Below are 18,060 nucleotides of genomic sequence, written 5' to 3' on the forward strand. Positions count from 1 at the left end.
ATCCGAGCGCCCCGGCGGAAACCGGGCGGTCAGGGGCACCCTAGGATGGACCGGTGACTCCCGCTGACCTTTCGGAACTCCTGCACGCCACCGCGACCACCGTGCTCACCGAGCGCGGCCTCGACGTGTCGGTGCTGCCCGAGCGCGTCACCGTCGAGCGACCGCGCAATCCCGAGCACGGCGACTACGCGACCAACGTCGCGATGCAGGTCGCCAAGAAGGCCGGCGTCAACCCCCGCGACCTCGCGACCTGGCTCGCCGAGGCGCTCGGCGACGCCGTCGGGGTCGCCGAGGCCACCGTCGCCGGTCCGGGTTTCCTCAACATCCGCCTCGCCGCGGACGCGCAGAACCGGCTCGTCGCGAGCATCCTCGAGCAGGCCGGCGCGTTCGGGCACGGGAAGGCGCTCGACGGCGCCCTGATCAACCTCGAGTTCGTCTCCGCCAACCCGACGGGTCCCGTCCACCTGGGCGGTGCGCGCTGGGCCGCCGTGGGCGACAGCCTGGGCCGCGTGCTCGAGGCGCAGGGCGCCGAGGTCACCCGCGAGTACTACTTCAACGACCACGGCGCGCAGATCGACCGCTTCGCGCGCTCCCTGGACGCCGCCGCGCGCAACCAGCCGACCCCGGAGGACGGCTACGCCGGCGATTACATCGGCGAGATCGCCGCCACCGTCGTGGGCGGCCGGCCGGGCATCCTCGACCTTCCCGAGGCCGACCGGATCGAGGCCTTCCGCGCCGACGGCGTCGAGCTCATGTTCGCGCACATCAAGCGCACCCTGCACGAGTTCGGCACCGACTTCGCCGTGTTCACGCACGAGGACGAGATGTTCAGCTCGGGCCTGGTCGAGAGCAGCGTCGAGCAGCTCAAGGCGAACGGCAACCTGTACGAGCAGGACGGCGCCTGGTGGCTCAAGGCGACCGATTACGGCGATGACAAGGACCGCGTCGTCATCAAGTCCGACGGCAACGCCGCCTACATCGCGGGCGACATCGCCTACATCAAGCACAAGTTCGACCGCGGCTTCACCCTCGCGATCTACATGCTGGGCGCCGACCACCACGGCTACATCGGCCGGCTCAAGGCCGCCGCCGCGGCGCTCGGCTACGACCCGGCGCGGATCGAGGTGCTCATCGGCCAGCTGGTGAACCTCGTCAAGGACGGCAAGCCCGTCCGGATGAGCAAGCGCGCCGGCACCGTCATCACCCTCGACGATCTCGTCGAGGCCGTGGGCGTGGACGCCGCGCGGTACTCGCTGGTGCGCAGCTCGGTGGACACTTCCATCGACCTCGACCTGGACCTCCTGGCGCAGGCCAGCAACGAGAACCCCGTCTACTACGTGCAGTACGCGCACGCGCGGCTCTCGGCCATCGCGCGCAGTGCGGCCGAGCTCGGTATCGAGGCGTCGACGGAACACCTGGGGCTGCTGGACAACCCGCGCGAGGGCGACCTCGTGCGCACCCTGGGCGAGTTCCCCGCGGTGGCCGCGGGCGCCGCGAATCTGCGTGAGCCGCACCGCATCGCGCGTTACCTCGAGGACCTCGCCGGCGCGTACCACCGCTTCTACGGCGAGTGCCGCGTGCTGCCGCTGGGCGACGAGGAGCCGACCGACCTGCACCGCGCCCGCGTGGCGCTGTGCGCCGCCACCCGCCAGGTGCTCGCGAACGGCTTGGCGCTCGTGGGTGTTTCGGCACCCGACCGGATGTGAGAGGCCACCACTCGTGAGTGAATTGGACCGGGCCGTCTGGCCCGCCCACGCGCGCCGGGAGCCCGACGGTGCGCTGTCCGTCGCCGGTGTGTCCGCGAACGCCCTGGCGGCCGAGTTCGGCACGCCGCTGCTCGTGATCGACGAGGACGACTTCCGCGCCCGCTGCCGCGGCATGCGGGAGGCCTTCGGCGACGGCGCCGCGGTGCACTACGCATCGAAGGCGTTCCTGTCCATGGAGATCGCCCGCTGGGTCCGCGAGGAGGGGCTGAACCTGGACGTGTGCAGCGGCGGCGAGCTCGCCATGGCGCTGCGTGCGGGCTTCCCCGCGGAGCGGATCGCGCTGCACGGCAACAACAAGTCCGTCGCCGAGCTGGACTACGCCGTCGCGTCCGGCGTCGGCCACGTCGTGGTGGACTCGCTGTCGGAGATCGCCCGGCTGGATGCCGTCGCGGGGGAGCGGAACGCGGTGCAGGAGGTGCTGATCCGGCTCACGCCGGGCGTCGAGGCGCACACCCACGAGTTCATCTCGACCGCGCATGAGGACCAGAAGTTCGGCTTCTCCCTGGCCGCCACGGCGGGCCGTGAATCCGGCGGAGCCGGCTCCGATTCCCCGGCGATGAAGGCGGTCGCCGCCGTCTTCGCCGCCGACAACCTGCGCCTGGTGGGCCTGCACAGCCACATCGGCTCGCAGATATTCGACGTCGACGGCTTCGAGATCGCCGCCCGCCGCGTGCTGGAGTTGCTGCGCGACGTGGTCGCGCGCTTCGGTGCGGAGAAGACCGCGCAGCTGAGCACCATCGACCTCGGTGGCGGGCTGGGGATCTCGTACACCGCCCACGACGACCCGCCGCCGGTCGCGGACCTCGCGGCGAAGCTGCGGCACATCGTGGAGACCGAGTCCGCCGCACTGGGACTGGCGACACCGCACCTGGCCGTCGAGCCCGGCCGTGCCATCGCGGGCCCGCCCGGGATCACGCTGTACGAAGTGGGCACGATCAAGGACGTCGTCGTGGACTCGGAGGATGTTGCGGCGCAGGGCTTCCGGCGCTACGTCTCCGTGGACGGCGGAATGAGCGACAACATCCGCACCGCCCTGTACGGCGCGGAGTACACCGCGGTGGTCGCGAGCGGCGACCCGCAGGGGGCGCCGGTGCGGTCGCGCATCGTCGGAAAGCATTGCGAGACCGGCGACGTCGTGGTCCGCGATACCGACACCCCCGGCGATCTGGCGGAGGGCGACCTGCTGGCCGTCGCCGCCACGGGGGCGTACTGCTATTCGATGTCCAGCCGCTACAACATGCAGCCGCGACCGGCTGTGGTGGCGGTGCGAGACGGCGCGGCGCGGCTGATCCTGCGCCGGGAGACCGTGGACGACCTGGTGAGCCTGGAGGTGCTCTGATGACCGATTCGCCGCAGCAGAAGGAACTGGGCGTCGCCCTTCTCGGCATGGGCACCGTGGGCGCCGAGGTGGCGCGGATCCTGGTGGAGAACGCGGACGATCTCGCCGCCCGGGTGGGCGCGGACCTCGTCATCCGCGGGATCGCGGTGCGCGACACCGAGAAGGACCGCGGCCTCAAGGCGCTCGGGCTGAAGAAGAGCCTGCTGACCGACGACGCGGAGGCCCTCGTCGGCCGCGACGACGTCGACATCGTGGTCGAGGTGATGGGCGGCATCGAGCCCACGCGCTCGCTGATGCTCAGCGCGTTCAAGGCCGGCAAGTCGGTGGTCACCGCCAACAAGGCGCTGCTCGCCGAGTACACCGGCCAACTCGCCGACGCCGCCAACAAGGCCCGCGCCGACCTGTACTTCGAGGCCGCCGTGGCCGGCGCGATTCCTGTGATCCGCCCGCTGCAGCAGTCCCTCGCGGGCGACAGCGTGGAGCTGGTGGCCGGAATCGTCAACGGCACCACCAACTTCATCCTCTCCAACATGGCGGAGAAGGGGGAGGCCTACGAGACGGTGCTCGCCGAGGCCGGCCGCCTGGGCTACGCCGAAGCCGACCCGACCGCCGACGTCGAGGGCTACGACGCCGCGAGCAAGGCCGCGATCCTCGCGTCGATCGCCTTCCATACCCGGGTCAAGGCCGCCGACGTCCACCGCGAGGGCATCACCGGCGTCACCGCCGCGGACATCGAGGCGGCCAGGGCCTTCGACTGCACCATCAAACTGCTCGCGATCTGCGAGAAGTTCACCGATGCCCAGGGCGCGCAGCGGGTCTCGGCCCGCGTGTACCCGGCGCTGGTGCCGTTCAAACACCCGCTCGCCAGCGTCGACGGCGCGTACAACGCCGTGTTCGTGGAGGCCGAGAACGCGGGCCGTCTGATGTTCTACGGGGCCGGGGCCGGCGGCGCGCCCACTGCCTCCGCGGTGATGGGCGACCTGGTCGCCGCGGCCCGCAACAAGGTCGTCTCCGGCCGCGGCCCGCGCGACTCGGCGTACGCGAAGCTGCCGATCGCGCCGATCGGCGAGGTGCTCACCCGGTACTACGTGGCGATGGAGGTCGCGGACCGCCCGGGCGTGCTCAGCGCCGTCGCGAACGAGTTCTCCGCGCGCAACGTGTCGATCAGCACCGTCCGGCAGCAGGCCGACACCCCCGAGCGGGGCGCGCGCCTGGTGATCCTCACGCACCGGGCGCCCGACGCGGCCCTGTCGGACACCGTCGAGGCCCTGAAGAACCTGGACGTGGTGACCGCCGTGTCCTCCGTGCTCCGTCTGGAGGGAACCAATGACTAGCACCCCCGTGCACCAGCCCTGGCCCGGCCTGATCGAGGCGTACCGGCACCGTCTGCCCGTGTGCGACACGTGGGAGCCGGGCTGGGCGCCCGTCACCCTGCGCGAGGGCGCGACCCCGCTGCTGCCCGCGAAGGCGCTCTCCGAGCTCACCGGGTGCGACGTGCACCTCAAGGTCGAGGGGCTCAACCCCACCGGCTCCTTCAAGGACCGCGGCATGACCATGGCCGTCACCGAGGCGAAGGCCACCGGCAAGAAGGGCGTGCTGTGCGCGTCCACCGGCAACACGTCCGCGTCGGCCGCCGCGTACGCCGCCATCGCCGGGATCGAGTGCGCCGTGCTGGTGCCCGCGGGCAAGATCGCGATGGGCAAGTTGGCCCAGGCCGTCATGTACGGCGCGCGGATCATCGAGGTCGACGGCAACTTCGACGACTGCCTCGAACTGGCCCGCAAGACCACCGCCACCTTCGACACGATCGCCCTGGTCAACTCGGTGAACCCGGTGCGCATCGAGGGCCAGAAGACCGCGGCCTTCGAGATCGTCGACGCGCTCGGCAAGGCGCCCGACGTGCACGCGCTCCCCGTCGGCAACGCCGGCAACATCACCGCCTACTGGCGCGGCTACAGCGAGTACTTCGCCGACGGGATCAGCGGATCGCGCCCGCGGATGCTCGGCGTGCAGGCCGCCGGCGCTGCGCCGCTGGTCAACGGCGCCCCGGTCAAGGACCCCGAGACCATCGCCACCGCCATCCGCATCGGCAGCCCCGCCTCCTGGAACCAGGCCGTCGCCGCCAAGGACGAGTCGAACGGCCAGTTCCGCGCCGCGACCGACGAGAAGCTGCTCGAGGCGTACCGCCTGGTCGCGAAGACCGAGGGCGTGTTCGTCGAGCCCGCGTCCGCCGCGTCCGTGGCGGGCCTGCTCGCCGCGACGGCGGACGGCTGGATCGAGAAGGGCTCCACCGTCGTCTGCACCGTGACCGGCAACGGCCTCAAGGACCCCGACACCGCCCTCAGCAGCCTGCCCGAGATCGCCCGCGTCGGCATCGATCCGGTCGCGGTCGCCGCGGCCATGGGACTGACGGAGTAGCCGCACCCGTGACCATCGCTGCCACCGCCCCGTTCGCCCTGCCCGCCGGCCTGACGGTCACCGTCACAGTCCCGGCGTCGAGCGCCAACCTCGGCCCCGGCTTCGACACGCTCGGGCTTGCCCTCGGTCTGTATGACGACGTCACCGTCGAGACGATCCCCGACGGTGCTCTCGAGATCGTCGTGTCCGGCGAGGGCGCCGACGAGGTGCCCGACGACGACCGGCACCTCGTGGTGGTCGCGCTCCGTCGCACCCTCGCCCACCTGGGCGTTGCTGCGCCCGGGCTGCGCCTGACCTGTGTGAACCGCATCCCGCACTCGCGGGGCCTCGGGTCGTCCGCGGCCGCCGCCGTCGCGGGGATCGCCGCGGCCGCGGCGCTGGCCGCCGACGCCGGAGCCCCCCGGGCGCTGACCTCCGACGAGATGGTCCAGCTGGCCTCGGAGTTCGAGGGTCACCCGGACAACGCGTCGGCCAGCGTTCTCGGCGGTGCGGTGGTCTCGTGGACGGTGCCCGCCGTCCCGGTGCCCGACGTGGCGGGCTACCGCGATCACGCGGCGGCGAGCGCGGCACCGTCGGCGCCCCTGCACTACGGAGCGCGGCGCGTGGACGTGCACCCAGACGTCCGTGCCTACGCTTTCGTGCCCGACGTGCAGTCCTCGACCTCGGTGACGCGCGGCATGTTGCCCCGGCTCGTGCCGCACGCCGACGCCGCTTTCAACGCCTCGCGCGCCGCGCTCATGGTGCTCGCGCTCACCGCGCACCCGGATCTGCTGCTCGACGCCACCGAGGACCGGCTGCACCAGCGGTACCGGGCGGCCTCGATGAAGCAGTCGTTCGCCCTGGTCGAGCGGCTGCGGGCGGCCGGCGTGGCCGCAGCGATCTCGGGTGCCGGCCCCACTGTCCTGGCACTGACGCCGCAGCCGCTCGCGCCCCGGCTCGCGGACGCCGCCGTCGAGGCTGGGTTCACGGTGCGCGAGTTGCCCATCGCCGACGGGGTCGCCCGGATCTGAACCGGCGACAGGCCTCCGTCCGCCCCGGCCGCGGTGCGGGCGCGGGGACGCGTTCGCATTCGTACGGGGGCGGTGATTGCCGGGCGTCCACGCCCGCGCTATCATGGCAGACGTGTCCGACGAATGCGCGGACGCTACTTCGGCACACAGCCATTCCACGCCCAGCAACCAGCCTCGGACGTGTTGGCGCGCCGGTCTCCACATCAGGCCGAGACATCTGTGCCCCCGCCGGAAACGCGGGGCCCGGCAGCCGAAGCGCAACAAGCACCTTCGTCATTCGTGCGTCGCCCGTGAAAAACCCTGCGCAACACCGCAGGACAGCCGGCGAAGCGCGGTAGATCCCTACCCTCGCAGTGCGCGAGTAGGGAATTGAAAGGAACTCCGTGACCGAAACGTCACTGACCACCGGCCCGGAGGCGGGCACCGCCTCGGCCAGCAGTGCGCGCGCGGACGCGCGTCGCCGCTCCGGCCTCAACGGCATGGTGCTGGCGGAGCTGCGCGGCATCGCGAGCGAGCTGGGGATCAAGGGGATCTCCGGCCTGCGCAAGGGCGATCTGATCGCCGCCATCACCGCGCAGCAGGGTGGCGGCACGCCGGCCAAGGCGCCGAAGGCGGCCGAGGCCCCCAAGGCCGACGCACCGAAGGCCGACGCGCCCCAGAACGACCGCGCGAAGAACGACCGCGCGAAGAACGACGCGCCGAAGATCGAGGCGCCCAAGGCCGACGCGCCGAAGAACGAGGCGCCCAAGAACGAGGCGCCCCGGAACGCCCCCAAGGAGGACGCCCCGCGGGACGAGGCCGGGAACGAGGCCCGGAACGACGCGCAGGCGGCGGACGGGCGTGACGGGCAGGCACCGTCGGACGCGAAGGGCGACGCCCAGAAGGGCGACGCCCAGAAGGGCGACGCACCCCGCGCCGAGGGCGGACAGCAGGGCCAGCGCCGCGAGCGGAACCAGCGCCGCAACCAGAACCAGGACGGCGACGGCCGCCAGCAGGGCGACCGCCAGCGCAACCAGGGCAACAACCAGGGCCAGGGAAACCGGAACCAGAACAACGGCCCGGACGACGACGGTGAGGGCACCGGGCGCCGCGGGCGCCGCTTCCGCGAGCGCCGCCGCGGCCGCGATCGGGGCCAGAACGACGGTGAGCCGCAGGTCGGCGAGGACGATGTCCTGCAGCCCGTGGCCGGCATCCTCGACGTGCTCGACAACTACGCGTTCGTGCGCACGTCGGGCTACATCGCGGGGCCGAACGACGTCTACGTCTCGATGAACATGATCCGCCGTAACGGCCTCCGCCGCGGCGACGCGATCACGGGCGCGGTGAAGATGCCCCGCGACGGCGAGAACGACGGCGGCGGCAACTCCGGCGGCGGTGGCGGCCGCGGTAACCAGAACAACCGGCAGAAGTTCAACCCGCTGGTCCGGCTGGACTCGGTGAACGGCCAGCCCGTCGAGGCGGCCAAGAACCGGCCGGAGTTCAACAAGCTCACGCCGCTGTACCCCAACCAGCGGCTGCGCCTCGAGACCGCGCAGAACATCCTCACCACCCGCGTGATCGACCTGATCATGCCCATCGGCAAGGGCCAGCGCGCGCTGATCTCCGCCCCGCCGAAGGCCGGCAAGACCACGGTGCTGCAGGACATCGCCAACGCGATCGCCACCAACAACCCCGAGTGCTACCTCATGGTGGTGCTGGTGGACGAGCGGCCCGAAGAGGTGACCGACATGCAGCGCAGCGTGCGCGGCGAGGTCATCAGCTCCACCTTCGATCGGCCCCCGTCGGACCACACCTCGGTCGCCGAGCTCGCCATCGAGCGGGCCAAGCGCCTGGTCGAGGGCGGCAAGGACGTGGTGGTGCTGCTCGACTCGATCACCCGTCTGGGCCGCGCGTACAACAACTCGAGCCCCGCGTCGGGTCGTATCCTCTCGGGCGGTATCGACTCGACGGCCCTGTACCCGCCGAAGCGGTTCCTGGGCGCGGCGCGCAACATCGAGAACGGCGGCTCGCTCACGATCATCGCGACGGCGCTGGTAGAGACCGGCTCCACCGGCGACACCGTGATCTTCGAGGAGTTCAAGGGCACCGGCAACGCCGAGCTGAAGCTGGACCGCAAGATCTCCGAGCGGCGCGTCTTCCCGGCCGTCGACGTCGCGGCGTCGAACACCCGCAAGGACGAGCTCATCATGGCCCCCGACGAGGCGGCCGTGGTGAACAAGTTGCGCCGGCTGCTCTCGGCGCTGGACAGCCAGCAGGCGATCGACCTGCTGATCAGCCAGCTCAAGAAGACCAAGAACAACATCGAGTTCCTGATGACGGTCCAGAAGAACAGCGGGTTCGCCGACAACGACTGAGCCTGTGACAGACAACGGCGCCCCACTCCAGCGGAGTGGGGCGCCGTTGCGCGTTCGCGCTGCTACTGCGGCAGGTACTCCGTGATCGCGGCCGCGATCTCGGCGCCGCGGTTGCAATCGCGCTCGCCCACCTTCTGCATGCCGATGTACAGCACGCCGTTGGCCAGCGACTTGTATGCGGTCACGCAGTAGTCGGGCAGGTTCTTGTTGGTGCTGGGCACGGTGAAGCTGCGCCACTTCGTCGAGCCTGCGACGGTGACGGGGGCGCCGGTCTCCCAGGCGGTCGACGTCGCGAAGGTCGCGAACTTCACGTCGGCGTTGCTGGCCTTCGAGTCGGAGCCCTTGCAGGCGAACTTCACGCCGTCGGCGGCGCGTTGGCCGGGATCGTCGGCGAGGGGGCTGATCCCGAGCGTCTGGATCACGGAGGCGTTGATCAGGCACGGGTCGATGAACCCGTTGCGCAGCGTGGACGTGTTGTTCACGGGCTGCGCCGGCGTCGTCGAGACGGGTGCACTGGACGAGCTGACGGGCGCGGCGGTGGTCCGCGTACCGTCGGACCCCGAACTGAGCAGGAGCACCGCGACCGCGCCCACGGCCACCACGAGGACCGCCGCCACGGCGCCGATGATCAGGCCCTCTTACTGCCGGAGCCCCGCTGCGCCGGGCCCTGCTGGGACAGGCCCATCGGGGCGCCCTGCCACGTGCCCTGCGGTCCGGAGGCGGGCTGCGGGAAGGGCTGCGACGGTGCGCTCGCGAACTGCGGGGGAGTCGCGGGGCGCTGGGCCGGGACGGGTGGGGGCGTCGGGACCCGCGTGGTCGACGATACGCCGCCCGGCCGGCTCGCCGCGCCGCGCAGCGCCTGCGCGAATTCGCGGCACGAGCCGTACCGCTGCTGCGGAGATTTGGCCATGGCACGCGCGATGACGGCGTCGATCGCGGGCGGCAGATCGGGGCGCAGGCGCGACGGGACGGGCGGTGGGGACATCAGGTGGTCGCGGATCACGGCGGTGCCGCTGCTCGCGCCGTACGGCTTCGAGCCCGTGAGCAGTTGCATCGTGGTGCCGGCGAGGCTGTACTGATCGCTGCGGCCGTCCACGGGATCGCCCGCGAGCTGCTCCGGCGAGGCGTAGTCGAGGGTGCCGACGACCATGCCGACGGTGGTGAGCTCGCTGTTGTCCTGCTGCTGCCGGGCGATGCCGAAGTCGCCGAGCATGATCCGCGAGGACGGCCCGGCGGAGTCGATGAGGATGTTGCCCGGCTTGACGTCGCGGTGCAACAGGCCCTGGGAGTGGGCGTAGTCGAGGGCGGCGGCGACTGCGTCGACGATGGTCAGCACCTGGTCGACCGGGAGGCCCCGCGGGTGTGCCGCGAGCAGACCGGACGCGTCCTGGCCGGGGATGAGCTTCATCGACATCCACAGCCGGCCGTCGTCGTTGCCGCGGTCGTAGACCGGGACGATGTTGGGGTGGTCGAGGCGGCCGGCCATGTCGGCCTCGCGCTCGAACCGCGCCCGGTAGGTCGGGTCGCCGGAGAACGCAGCGGGGAGGACCTTGAGGGCGTCCACGCGGGGTAGCCGCGGGTGACGCGCCGCGTACACGGCGCCCATGCCGCCCGCACCCAGCAGACGCTCCACCACGTAGCCGCCGATCACGGTCCCGGGGGCTCGGTGCCGGCCGGCCCATTGCCTGAGTGGTTCACGTCGTCTCTCCCGCCTCGTACATCTGACAGACGGTAGCTAACACCGGCGGACTTGGGGCGCGCCAGTCATCGGCCAAACCGCGCCCGGGCGGATCCCGCACCGGGCCGGGAATTTCTCGTCGGCCGGTGCGTTCTGGCATACTGGAACGTCGGTATGGGTTCCGGTTCACGGTCCTGGCGCACGCCAGGGGCGACCCGGCGACCAGAAACGAAAAGGACGGCAAGATGAAGCAGGGGATCCACCCCGAGTACGTGGCCACCACCGTCGTGTGCGGTTGCGGCAACACGTTCGAGACGCACAGCACCAAGGCCGATGGCCGCATCAACGTCGAGGTGTGCTCGCAGTGCCACCCGTTCTACACGGGCAAGCAGAAGATCCTCGACACCGGCGGCCGCGTGGCCCGGTTCGAGAAGCGCTACGGCAGGCGCGCGAGCAAGGCCTCGGCCGACTCGAAGTAGCCGCCCGTCCGACGCCCGTCCTGCTCCGCAGGCCGGGCGTCGGCGCGTTTTGCGGGCCCCGCACAGCCATCGGAAGAAGGACACCACATGAGCGCCGGCTCTCCCTCCGCGATCGACGACATCCTGGCCGAGTACTCCGGTCTCGAACAGCAGATGTCCGACCCGGCGCTGCACAACGACGCCGCCGCGGCCCGCAGGGTGGGCAAGCGCTTCGCCGAGCTGGCCCCGATCATGGCCACGCACCGCAAGCTGGAGACCGCCCGCGAGGACCGTGCGGCCGCGCAGGAACTGGCCGCCGATGACGCGTCGTTCGCCGAGGAGGTCACGACGCTGACGGCGCAGATCGAGGCACTCGAGCAGCAGCTGACCGATCTGCTCGCGCCCCGCGACCCGCACGACTCGGACGACGTGGTGTTGGAGGTGAAGTCCGGCGAGGGCGGCGAGGAGTCGGCCCTCTTCGCCGGCGACCTGGCCCGCATGTACCTGCGCTACGCCGAGCAGCGGGGCTGGAAGGTCGAGACCCTCGGCGCCACCTACTCCGACCTGGGCGGGTTCAAGGACGCCACGTTCTCCATCAAGTCCCGCGGGCCGGGCGCGGACGGCACCATCGACGGGGTGTGGGCCCGGATGAAGTTCGAGGGCGGCGTGCACCGCGTGCAGCGCGTTCCTGCCACCGAGAGCCAGGGCCGCATCCACACCTCCGCGGCGGGCGTGCTCGTCTACCCCGAGCCCGACGAGGTCGAGGAGGTGCAGATCGACGAGTCGGACCTGCGCATCGACGTCTACCGGTCCTCCGGCAAGGGCGGCCAGGGCGTCAACACGACCGACTCCGCGGTGCGCATCACGCACCTGCCCACGAACATCGTCGTGACCTGCCAGAACGAGCGCTCGCAGCTGCAGAACAAGGCGCGCGCCATGCAGGTGCTCGCCGCGCGCCTGCAGGCGCTGAAGGAGGAGGAGGCCGAGGCCGCCGCGTCGGACTCGAGGGCTGCACAGATCCGCACCGTCGACCGGTCCGAGCGGATTCGCACCTACAACTTCCCCGAGAACCGCATCGCCGACCACCGCATCGGCTTCAAGGCGCACAACCTCGACCAGGTGCTCGACGGTGAGATGGACGGTTTGCTCGACGCACTCCAGGCGGCAGACCGGCAAGCACGGCTCGAGGCCGAGTGACGTCCCCCAGCCCCTCCGCCCGTCAGGCCGCGGACCGTCAGGCCCGGCTCGAGGCGGAGTGACCGCCCGGCCCACGCACCTCGCGGCGGCCGCGGCGGCCCGGCTCGCGGGCGCGGGCGTCCCGTCGGCGCGCGTGGACGCGGAGATCCTGCTCGCGGAGGCCCTCGGGATCGACCGGGGGCGCATCCCCGTCGCCGACGACGCCAGTGTGGCACAGCAGGCCGCGTACGAGGCCCTGGTCGCCCGCAGAGCGGCCCGGGAGCCCCTGCAGCACATCCTGGGCCGCGCGTACTTCGGGCCGCTCACGCTGGCCGTGGGGCCCGGCGTGTTCGTCCCGCGTCCTGAGACCGAGCTACTGGCGGTCTGGGCCGCCCGGCAGGTGGGGCGGGGCTCTGATCGGACGCGGCCCGCTCGCTCCGCTCCCGGCCCTGGCATCGTGGACCTGTGCGCCGGATCCGGCGCGCTGGGCCTGTACCTGGCGGCGACGGTGCCGGACGCGCGTGTCGTGCTCGTCGAACGTGACCCGGCCGCCCTGGGCTACCTGGTGCGCAACGTCGCTGCGGCCACCCTCGCGGGGACGGTGACGGTGCTCGCCGCCGACGTCAGAGACCCGGGCCTGCCCGGCCGCCTGACCGAGCTGCTCGGCACCGTCGACCTGGTGGTGAGCAACCCGCCCTACGTGCCGGAGGGTGCCGACCTCGACCGGGAGGCGGCCGCCGACCCGGCGCTCGCGCTGTTCTCCGGCGCCGACGGGCTGGACCTGATCCGCGAACTGGCGCGCCGCGGCGCGGCTGCTGGCCGACGGGGAGCGGTGGCCGTCGAGCACGACGATGCGAACGGCGCGGGTGCGGCCGGGCTGCTGACCGCGGCCGGGTTCGCGGGCGTGGAGCAGCACCGGGACCTCACCGGGAGACCCCGCTACGTGACTGGCAGGATGGACGCGTGAGTATCGCGTACGACTGCACCGACCCGGACTCCCGCGCCGCCGGCATCAGCGCGGCCCGCGCAGCGCTCAAGGGCGGTCGTCTCGTGGTCATGCCGACGGACACGCTCTACGGCATCGGCTGCGACGCCTTCGACAATCGCGCAGTGGCAGCGCTGCTGGCCGCCAAGAATCGCGGGCCGGACATGCCGGTCGGCGTGCTGGTCGGCTCGTGGAACACGATCGACGGTCTCGTCAGCCGCGTCAGCGACGCCGCCCGGGAACTGACCCGCGCGTTCTGGCCGGGTGCGGTGTCGCTGGTCGTCGAGCAGGCGTCCAGCCTGGCCTGGAACCTGGGGGATACCCGGGGCACCGTCATGCTGCGGATGCCGCTGCACCCCGTCGCGATCGAGCTGCTGCGCGAGGTGGGGCCGATGGCGGTGTCGAGTGCGAACGTCTCCGGTAAGCCGCCGGCGGCCACGATGGACGACGCGCGGGACCAGCTGGGTGATTCCGTCGAGGTCTACCTCGACGGCGGTCCGTCCGAGCACGCGGTGGCGTCCACCATCGTCGACCTGTCCGGCCCGCAGCCGCGCGTCCTGCGCGAGGGCGCCGTGAGCACCGCCCGCGTTGCCGAGGTCCTGGGCCTGAGCGCCGAATCGCTGGCCTGAGCTACCCGAGAAACGCAGAAACGCCGAGCCCCGGTGGGGACTCGGCGCTTCTCCGCTCCGATCAGTTGCCCGGCGTGGGGGCGGGTGCCGCAGGAGTCTCCCCGGCGGTGGGGGCGGGCGCCTGATCGCCGCCGGTGGTGGCGGGCACGCCGCCGCCGACGCCGCCCACGTCGGTGATCTGCCAGTCCTTGTCCTTGTCGAGCGTCACGTTGTAGACGGTGACGACCTCGCGGCCGCTCGCGGCCTGGACATTGGTGGCCTCGACGCGGACGTACGCGTTGACCTTGAAGATCGACCCCGACTCCGAGTTGACCACCGCGTCCATGACGGTGCCCTTCGACACCCACTGCAGCGGCTGCAGCAACTGGTTCATCGCACCGACGGTGGCCTCGAGCTTGGTCTTCAGCTCCGGCGACACCCCCTTGGTGAGCGCGCTGCGCCAAGGGGTCAGGTCGCGGTAGTCGAAGGTCGACGCGCCGGCGGCGTACTCCGCTGCCACCTTCTCGGCCTGCGACCGATTCGCCGCGGCCTCCTGCACGTCACTGAGCTCGCTCTTCTTCATGCCCCAGAGCACGCCGAACAGGATCGACGTGGCCAGCAGCGCGAGGATCACGACGGTGACCACCACGGTGGTCGCCGTCGCGGCCATGCCGGAACCAGCGGACCCGCCGGGCTTACGCGCCGCAGGACGGGGAGCGGGACGCCGGCGGACGGGTGCCTCCTCCTCGTAGTCCGCGTCCTCCGAGTCGTCCTCGACCGGGGAGCAGGGCGCTTCGCGGCGGGCTTCTTGCTCAGCGGAACCTGCGCCGTCTCCTCGTCGGCGGTGGTGTCCTCAGTGGTGTCCTGCACGGTCTCCTCGGTCGCCGCTTCCTCGCCAGCGAGGTTCTTGTCGTCCGGGGTGGAATCAGTCACTTGTCGCGTTGCCAATCGTGTCGTGGTGTGTCGGTCGTGCGGCGCGCTTACTTCTTGGGCGGGATGACCACCGTGAGGTTGGCGGCACCGTCGGAGCCGAACGTGTTCAACGCCTGCGAGAGTAGCGCGCCCATGTCGATCTGGGGCAGCACGTCCGTCATGGCCTGGACGACGGGGACCATCGGCTCCGTGATCGGACCCAGGTTGGCCAGCAGCTTGCTGGTGTCGGGCGCGATCTTGAACAGGTTCGGGTTGACGGTGTTCTTCAGCATGTTCGGGCCGTCGATGCCCTTCATCAGGGTGTCCAGTGCCTTGAGCACCTCGATGTCCTTCATCACGAAGGTCCGCGTCGAGGGCCCGAACTCGGAGATCGCGCCGGGCAGCCAGCTCATGTCGGACTGGTAGTTCTGCGTGTTCTCCAGCATGCGGCGGATGTTGGGCATGCGGGCCGTGATGGTGCTGGCCAGCAGGTTACCGGCCTGCGACAGGTTCGGCAGCGCTCCCTGCGTGTTGTTCAGGGCGTCCGCCAGGGTTTCGGTGATGCCGCCGAGGTCCGTCGAGTTGATGTTGGTCGTCAGCTGCGAGATCAACTTGAAGGTCTCGGGCAGCGACAGCGGCTGCTTGACCTTGTTGATGTCGATCGTCGAGCCGTCGGCCAGGTACGGGCCGTCGAGGCTGTCCGGGCGGAAGTCGACGTACGGCTCGCTCACGGCCGACAGCTGCTCGATGCGCAGCTTCGAGTCCGCGGGGATCTTGTACTTCGAGTCGTAGCGGAACTTCACCACGACCTTGCCGTCGGCGCGGCCGATCGACTGGATGTCGCCGATCTTGACGCCGCGCACCAGGACGGGCGACCCGGTGAGCAACTGGTTCGCGTCGTCGAGCTTCATCGTGACCTGGCGGTAGTCGGTCAGCGGACGCCACTGCACCACGGAGAGCGCGATGTACGCGGTCCCCAGGACCATCACCAGCGCGAAGGTCAGAAGGCTGAAGAAGGTGCTCTTTTTCACGGAACTGCTCCCACCATCCGAAGGTTGTTGACCGCCTGCCGGGCGGCCTCGGCGGTGGGCACTCCGCCGTTCGTGCCCATCTCCTTCACGTTGACCTTGGCGCCGCTCGTCAGGAACGGAAGGATCTTGTTCTTGAGCAGGTCTTCAAGGTTCGCGAGGTTCGCCTGCCGGCCGTTCATGTTCGGCCAGCCGGGGAACATGAGCGGCTTGATCACGGTGGCGACCACCGCGGTCGAGGTGTCCAACAGCGGTGCGGTGAACACGAGGGGGGAGAGGGTGTCCGACAGGCGGCTGAGCACCTTGATGGCGCCCGTGGTCAGCGAGAGCGTGTCACCCAACCAGTCGTCCTGCGGCTTGAGCAGCGCGACCAATACGGCATCGTTCTCGTTGACGGTGGTGACCAGGTTGCCGACCGAGGTGATCGCCTGGCTCACGTTGTCGTTCTGTTCACCGAGGTCGACGACCGTCTGCGACACGGTCTTGACCAGGCCCGAGAGCTTCTGCGGGTCGGCCGGAAGGTTGTTGTTGATCCGGCTGAACGTGTCCTGCAGTTGCATGAGGCTGCCGCTGCCGAGGAAGTTCGCGAGGTCGCTGAGGATGTCCTCGATCTGCGTCGGCGGCTTCGTCTGCGACGTCGGCAGCGTGTCGCCCGACTTGAGGGGCGTCCCGGGCTTGTTGGGAGTGGACTTGAGGGCCACGTAGGTGTCGCCCAGGATGGTGTCCTGCTGCAGCGTCGCGGTGACGGTGTTGGGAACCTTGACGCCGTCGAGGATCTTGATGTCGACGACGGCCTTGTCGTCCTTGAGCGTCACCTTCTGCAGCCGGCCGGAGACGACGCCGTCGTACACCACACGCGCCCGGTCGGGCAGGTTGAGCACGTTCGTGAAGTCCAGGTGCACGATGTATCCGTCGCCGCCGCCCGGCTGTCCGGGGCGGGGATCGCCGACGGGTTGAAGGTGCCCGCGCAGCCCGCCAGCATGGTGGTCGCCGCGATCGAGGCGACACCCACCTGCAGGGTCCGTTTGTTGATTCGAATGCGCATCAGTACGCCGCTCCCGTCGCGCGCAGGACTGTGGAGATGAGCTCCACGTTGACGTGGCCCGCGTCGGCGACCTTGCACTGGCCCGGTGCGAACCGGTTCAGGTTGTTGCAGGTCTGGGCGGGGTTCTTCGACGGCACCAGTGCTGACGGCGGCCGGTAGGTGATCTTGGTCGCCAGGGTCTTCTTGTCGACGCTGACGTTGAAGGCCTTGATCAGCGGCGGCAAGATGTTCAGCAGGTCACCGAACTGCTTGGTCGTCGCCGCCAACACCGTGGTCATCGGGACCGTGATCTCGAGGAGCGGGGCGATGAACGCGCCGTACTTGTCGAAGACCTTGGCCAGCACCTGGACGAGCGGGACCAGCTTGGGGAAGGCGTTGATACCGACGTCCATCAACGGCTCGCCGACGTTCTTGATGCGGAAGGCGTACGTCGTCAGGAAGTCGCGCATCTCGTCCCAGTTCTGCACCAGGCCGTCGGACGCCGGCGCGAACGCGTCGAGGACGGCAGCGACGTCGCCCATGCCGGGGCCCGGGTTGCGCATCAGCTCGCCGAGCTTGTTGGTCAGGGCGGAGATCTCGGGGCCCGTGCCCGTCGTCGCCTTGTTCAGCGCGGGGATGGACGCCATCGCCTTGCGGAACTCCGCGTCGCCGCCGGCGGTGGTGAGGTCGTCGACGACCTTCGACACCGCCTGGAGGGACTCCGTGATCGACAGCGGCGTCTTGGTGTTGGTGATGCACTTGCCGGGCGACCAGCTGGGCCCGCCCTTGTACGTCTCCAGGATCTCAAGGCGACGCTGGGCCACGAGGGAGTCGGCGATGGCGACGACGCCCACGTTGGTCGGCAGCTTGCGATCGGCCGGGATGTCGAAATCGACGCGCGTGGTGGCGCCGTTCGGCGTGATCTTGGTGACCTCGCCGATCGGGTAGCCGAACTGGGCCACCTTGCTGCCGGTGTAGAGACCGATCGAGTTGTCGAGCTCGGCGCAGTACGCGGTGGTCTTCGTCGTCAGCCCCTTGAAGGCCACGCCGCCGAGAACCAGTGTCACGGCCACGATGACGACGAACGCGGACATCGCTCCGCGGGAAGCGAGGAACTTACGCATCAGCAGGTCACCCCGGGCTCGGAATGCAGACGTTGGTGGCGAGGAAGGTCTTCTCGGATTGGTTCAGCTGGATCGTGCCGTCCGGCGCGATCGTCTTCTGCAGCCCTGCGAGCATCTCCTTGGCGTTCGCGATCGCGGGCTCGGCCTGCTTGACGATCTCGCGGGCCTTGGCGACCAGCG

General features: G+C 70.5%; 17 protein-coding genes. 10 read left to right on the forward strand and 7 right to left on the reverse strand.

Going from position 1 to position 18,060, the window contains the following annotated elements; genetic code table 11:
* Window positions 1-53: 53 nt before the first annotated feature.
* The 6 genes from argS (at window position 54) to rho (ending at window position 8,887) form a co-directional block, all read left to right on the forward strand.
* Window positions 54-1,706, forward strand: a complete 1,653-nt coding sequence (gene argS / locus MTP03_RS06060) for an arginine--tRNA ligase (protein WP_248491147.1) — start codon at window positions 54-56, stop codon at window positions 1,704-1,706.
* Window positions 1,681-3,105, forward strand: a complete 1,425-nt coding sequence (lysA, locus tag MTP03_RS06065; RefSeq protein ID WP_371820899.1) for a diaminopimelate decarboxylase — start codon at window positions 1,681-1,683, stop codon at window positions 3,103-3,105. Before argS ends, lysA begins: the two co-directional genes overlap by 26 nt.
* Entirely contained in the window at window positions 3,105-4,439 is a 1,335-nt protein-coding gene (locus MTP03_RS06070; protein ID WP_248491150.1) for a homoserine dehydrogenase, read from the forward strand. Before lysA ends, MTP03_RS06070 begins: the two co-directional genes overlap by 1 nt.
* Window positions 4,432-5,523 (forward strand): threonine synthase, encoded by a 1,092-nt coding sequence (gene thrC, locus MTP03_RS06075; protein WP_248491151.1) that lies wholly within the window; start codon window positions 4,432-4,434, stop codon window positions 5,521-5,523. The genes MTP03_RS06070 and thrC overlap by 8 nt, the downstream gene beginning before the upstream one ends.
* An 8-nt stretch (window positions 5,524-5,531) precedes the next feature.
* Window positions 5,532-6,533, forward strand: a complete 1,002-nt coding sequence (gene thrB / locus MTP03_RS06080) for a homoserine kinase (RefSeq protein WP_248491152.1) — start codon at window positions 5,532-5,534, stop codon at window positions 6,531-6,533.
* A gap of 383 nt (window positions 6,534-6,916) precedes the next feature.
* Window positions 6,917-8,887 (forward strand): transcription termination factor Rho, encoded by a 1,971-nt coding sequence (rho, locus tag MTP03_RS06085; protein WP_248491153.1) that lies wholly within the window; start codon window positions 6,917-6,919, stop codon window positions 8,885-8,887.
* Window positions 8,888-8,949: 62 nt separating this feature from the next.
* On the opposite strand, the gene MTP03_RS06090 is transcribed toward rho, so the two are convergent.
* Together MTP03_RS06090 and MTP03_RS06095 are read right to left on the reverse strand one after the other, a co-directional pair.
* Entirely contained in the window at window positions 8,950-9,504 is a 555-nt protein-coding gene (locus tag MTP03_RS06090; protein WP_248491154.1) for a hypothetical protein, read from the reverse strand.
* Between the two features lie 11 nt (window positions 9,505-9,515).
* Window positions 9,516-10,538 carry a serine/threonine-protein kinase gene (locus tag MTP03_RS06095; RefSeq protein ID WP_248491155.1) on the reverse strand — a complete coding sequence of 341 codons (1,023 nt, stop codon included), beginning with the start codon at window positions 10,536-10,538 and terminating at the stop codon, window positions 9,516-9,518.
* 272 nt (window positions 10,539-10,810) lie between these two features.
* On the opposite strand from MTP03_RS06095, the gene rpmE reads away from it, so the two are divergent.
* The 4 genes from rpmE to MTP03_RS06115 all read left to right on the forward strand — a co-directional run bounded on the left by rpmE (window position 10,811) and on the right by MTP03_RS06115 (window position 13,813).
* Complete coding sequence (gene rpmE, locus MTP03_RS06100; protein ID WP_248491160.1) at window positions 10,811-11,044, forward strand: 50S ribosomal protein L31; 234 nt, start codon at window positions 10,811-10,813, stop codon at window positions 11,042-11,044.
* A gap of 87 nt (window positions 11,045-11,131) precedes the next feature.
* Entirely contained in the window at window positions 11,132-12,220 is a 1,089-nt protein-coding gene (prfA, locus tag MTP03_RS06105; RefSeq protein WP_248491162.1) for a peptide chain release factor 1, read from the forward strand.
* A gap of 58 nt (window positions 12,221-12,278) precedes the next feature.
* A complete protein-coding gene (gene prmC, locus MTP03_RS06110) occupies window positions 12,279-13,166 on the forward strand; it encodes a peptide chain release factor N(5)-glutamine methyltransferase (RefSeq protein ID WP_371820900.1) in 888 nt (295 codons plus the stop codon).
* On the forward strand, window positions 13,163-13,813 hold the full coding sequence (locus tag MTP03_RS06115) for an L-threonylcarbamoyladenylate synthase (protein ID WP_248491163.1): 651 nt from the start codon (window positions 13,163-13,165) through the stop codon (window positions 13,811-13,813). Before prmC ends, MTP03_RS06115 begins: the two co-directional genes overlap by 4 nt.
* 61 nt (window positions 13,814-13,874) lie before the next feature.
* Here the strand turns inward: MTP03_RS06115 and MTP03_RS06120 are convergent, their stop codons facing one another.
* From MTP03_RS06120 to MTP03_RS06140, 5 genes are all read right to left on the reverse strand, one after another.
* On the reverse strand, window positions 13,875-14,462 hold the full coding sequence (locus tag MTP03_RS06120; protein WP_248491164.1) for a hypothetical protein: 588 nt from the start codon (window positions 14,460-14,462) through the stop codon (window positions 13,875-13,877).
* Window positions 14,423-14,725 carry a hypothetical protein gene (locus MTP03_RS06125; RefSeq protein WP_248491165.1) on the reverse strand — a complete coding sequence of 101 codons (303 nt, stop codon included), beginning with the start codon at window positions 14,723-14,725 and terminating at the stop codon, window positions 14,423-14,425. Before MTP03_RS06125 ends, MTP03_RS06120 begins: the two co-directional genes overlap by 40 nt.
* 47 nt (window positions 14,726-14,772) lie before the next feature.
* Window positions 14,773-15,735 (reverse strand): MlaD family protein, encoded by a 963-nt coding sequence (locus MTP03_RS06130; protein WP_248491166.1) that lies wholly within the window; start codon window positions 15,733-15,735, stop codon window positions 14,773-14,775.
* Window positions 15,732-16,634, reverse strand: a complete 903-nt coding sequence (locus tag MTP03_RS06135) for an MlaD family protein (RefSeq protein ID WP_248491167.1) — start codon at window positions 16,632-16,634, stop codon at window positions 15,732-15,734. The genes MTP03_RS06130 and MTP03_RS06135 overlap by 4 nt, the downstream gene beginning before the upstream one ends.
* A gap of 142 nt (window positions 16,635-16,776) precedes the next feature.
* Complete coding sequence (locus tag MTP03_RS06140; RefSeq protein WP_248491169.1) at window positions 16,777-17,880, reverse strand: MlaD family protein; 1,104 nt, start codon at window positions 17,878-17,880, stop codon at window positions 16,777-16,779.
* Window positions 17,881-18,060 lie beyond the last annotated feature (180 nt).

It is taken from the genome of Tsukamurella sp. PLM1, from assembly GCF_023168325.1.
Lineage (GTDB): Bacteria > Actinomycetota > Actinomycetes > Mycobacteriales > Mycobacteriaceae > Tsukamurella.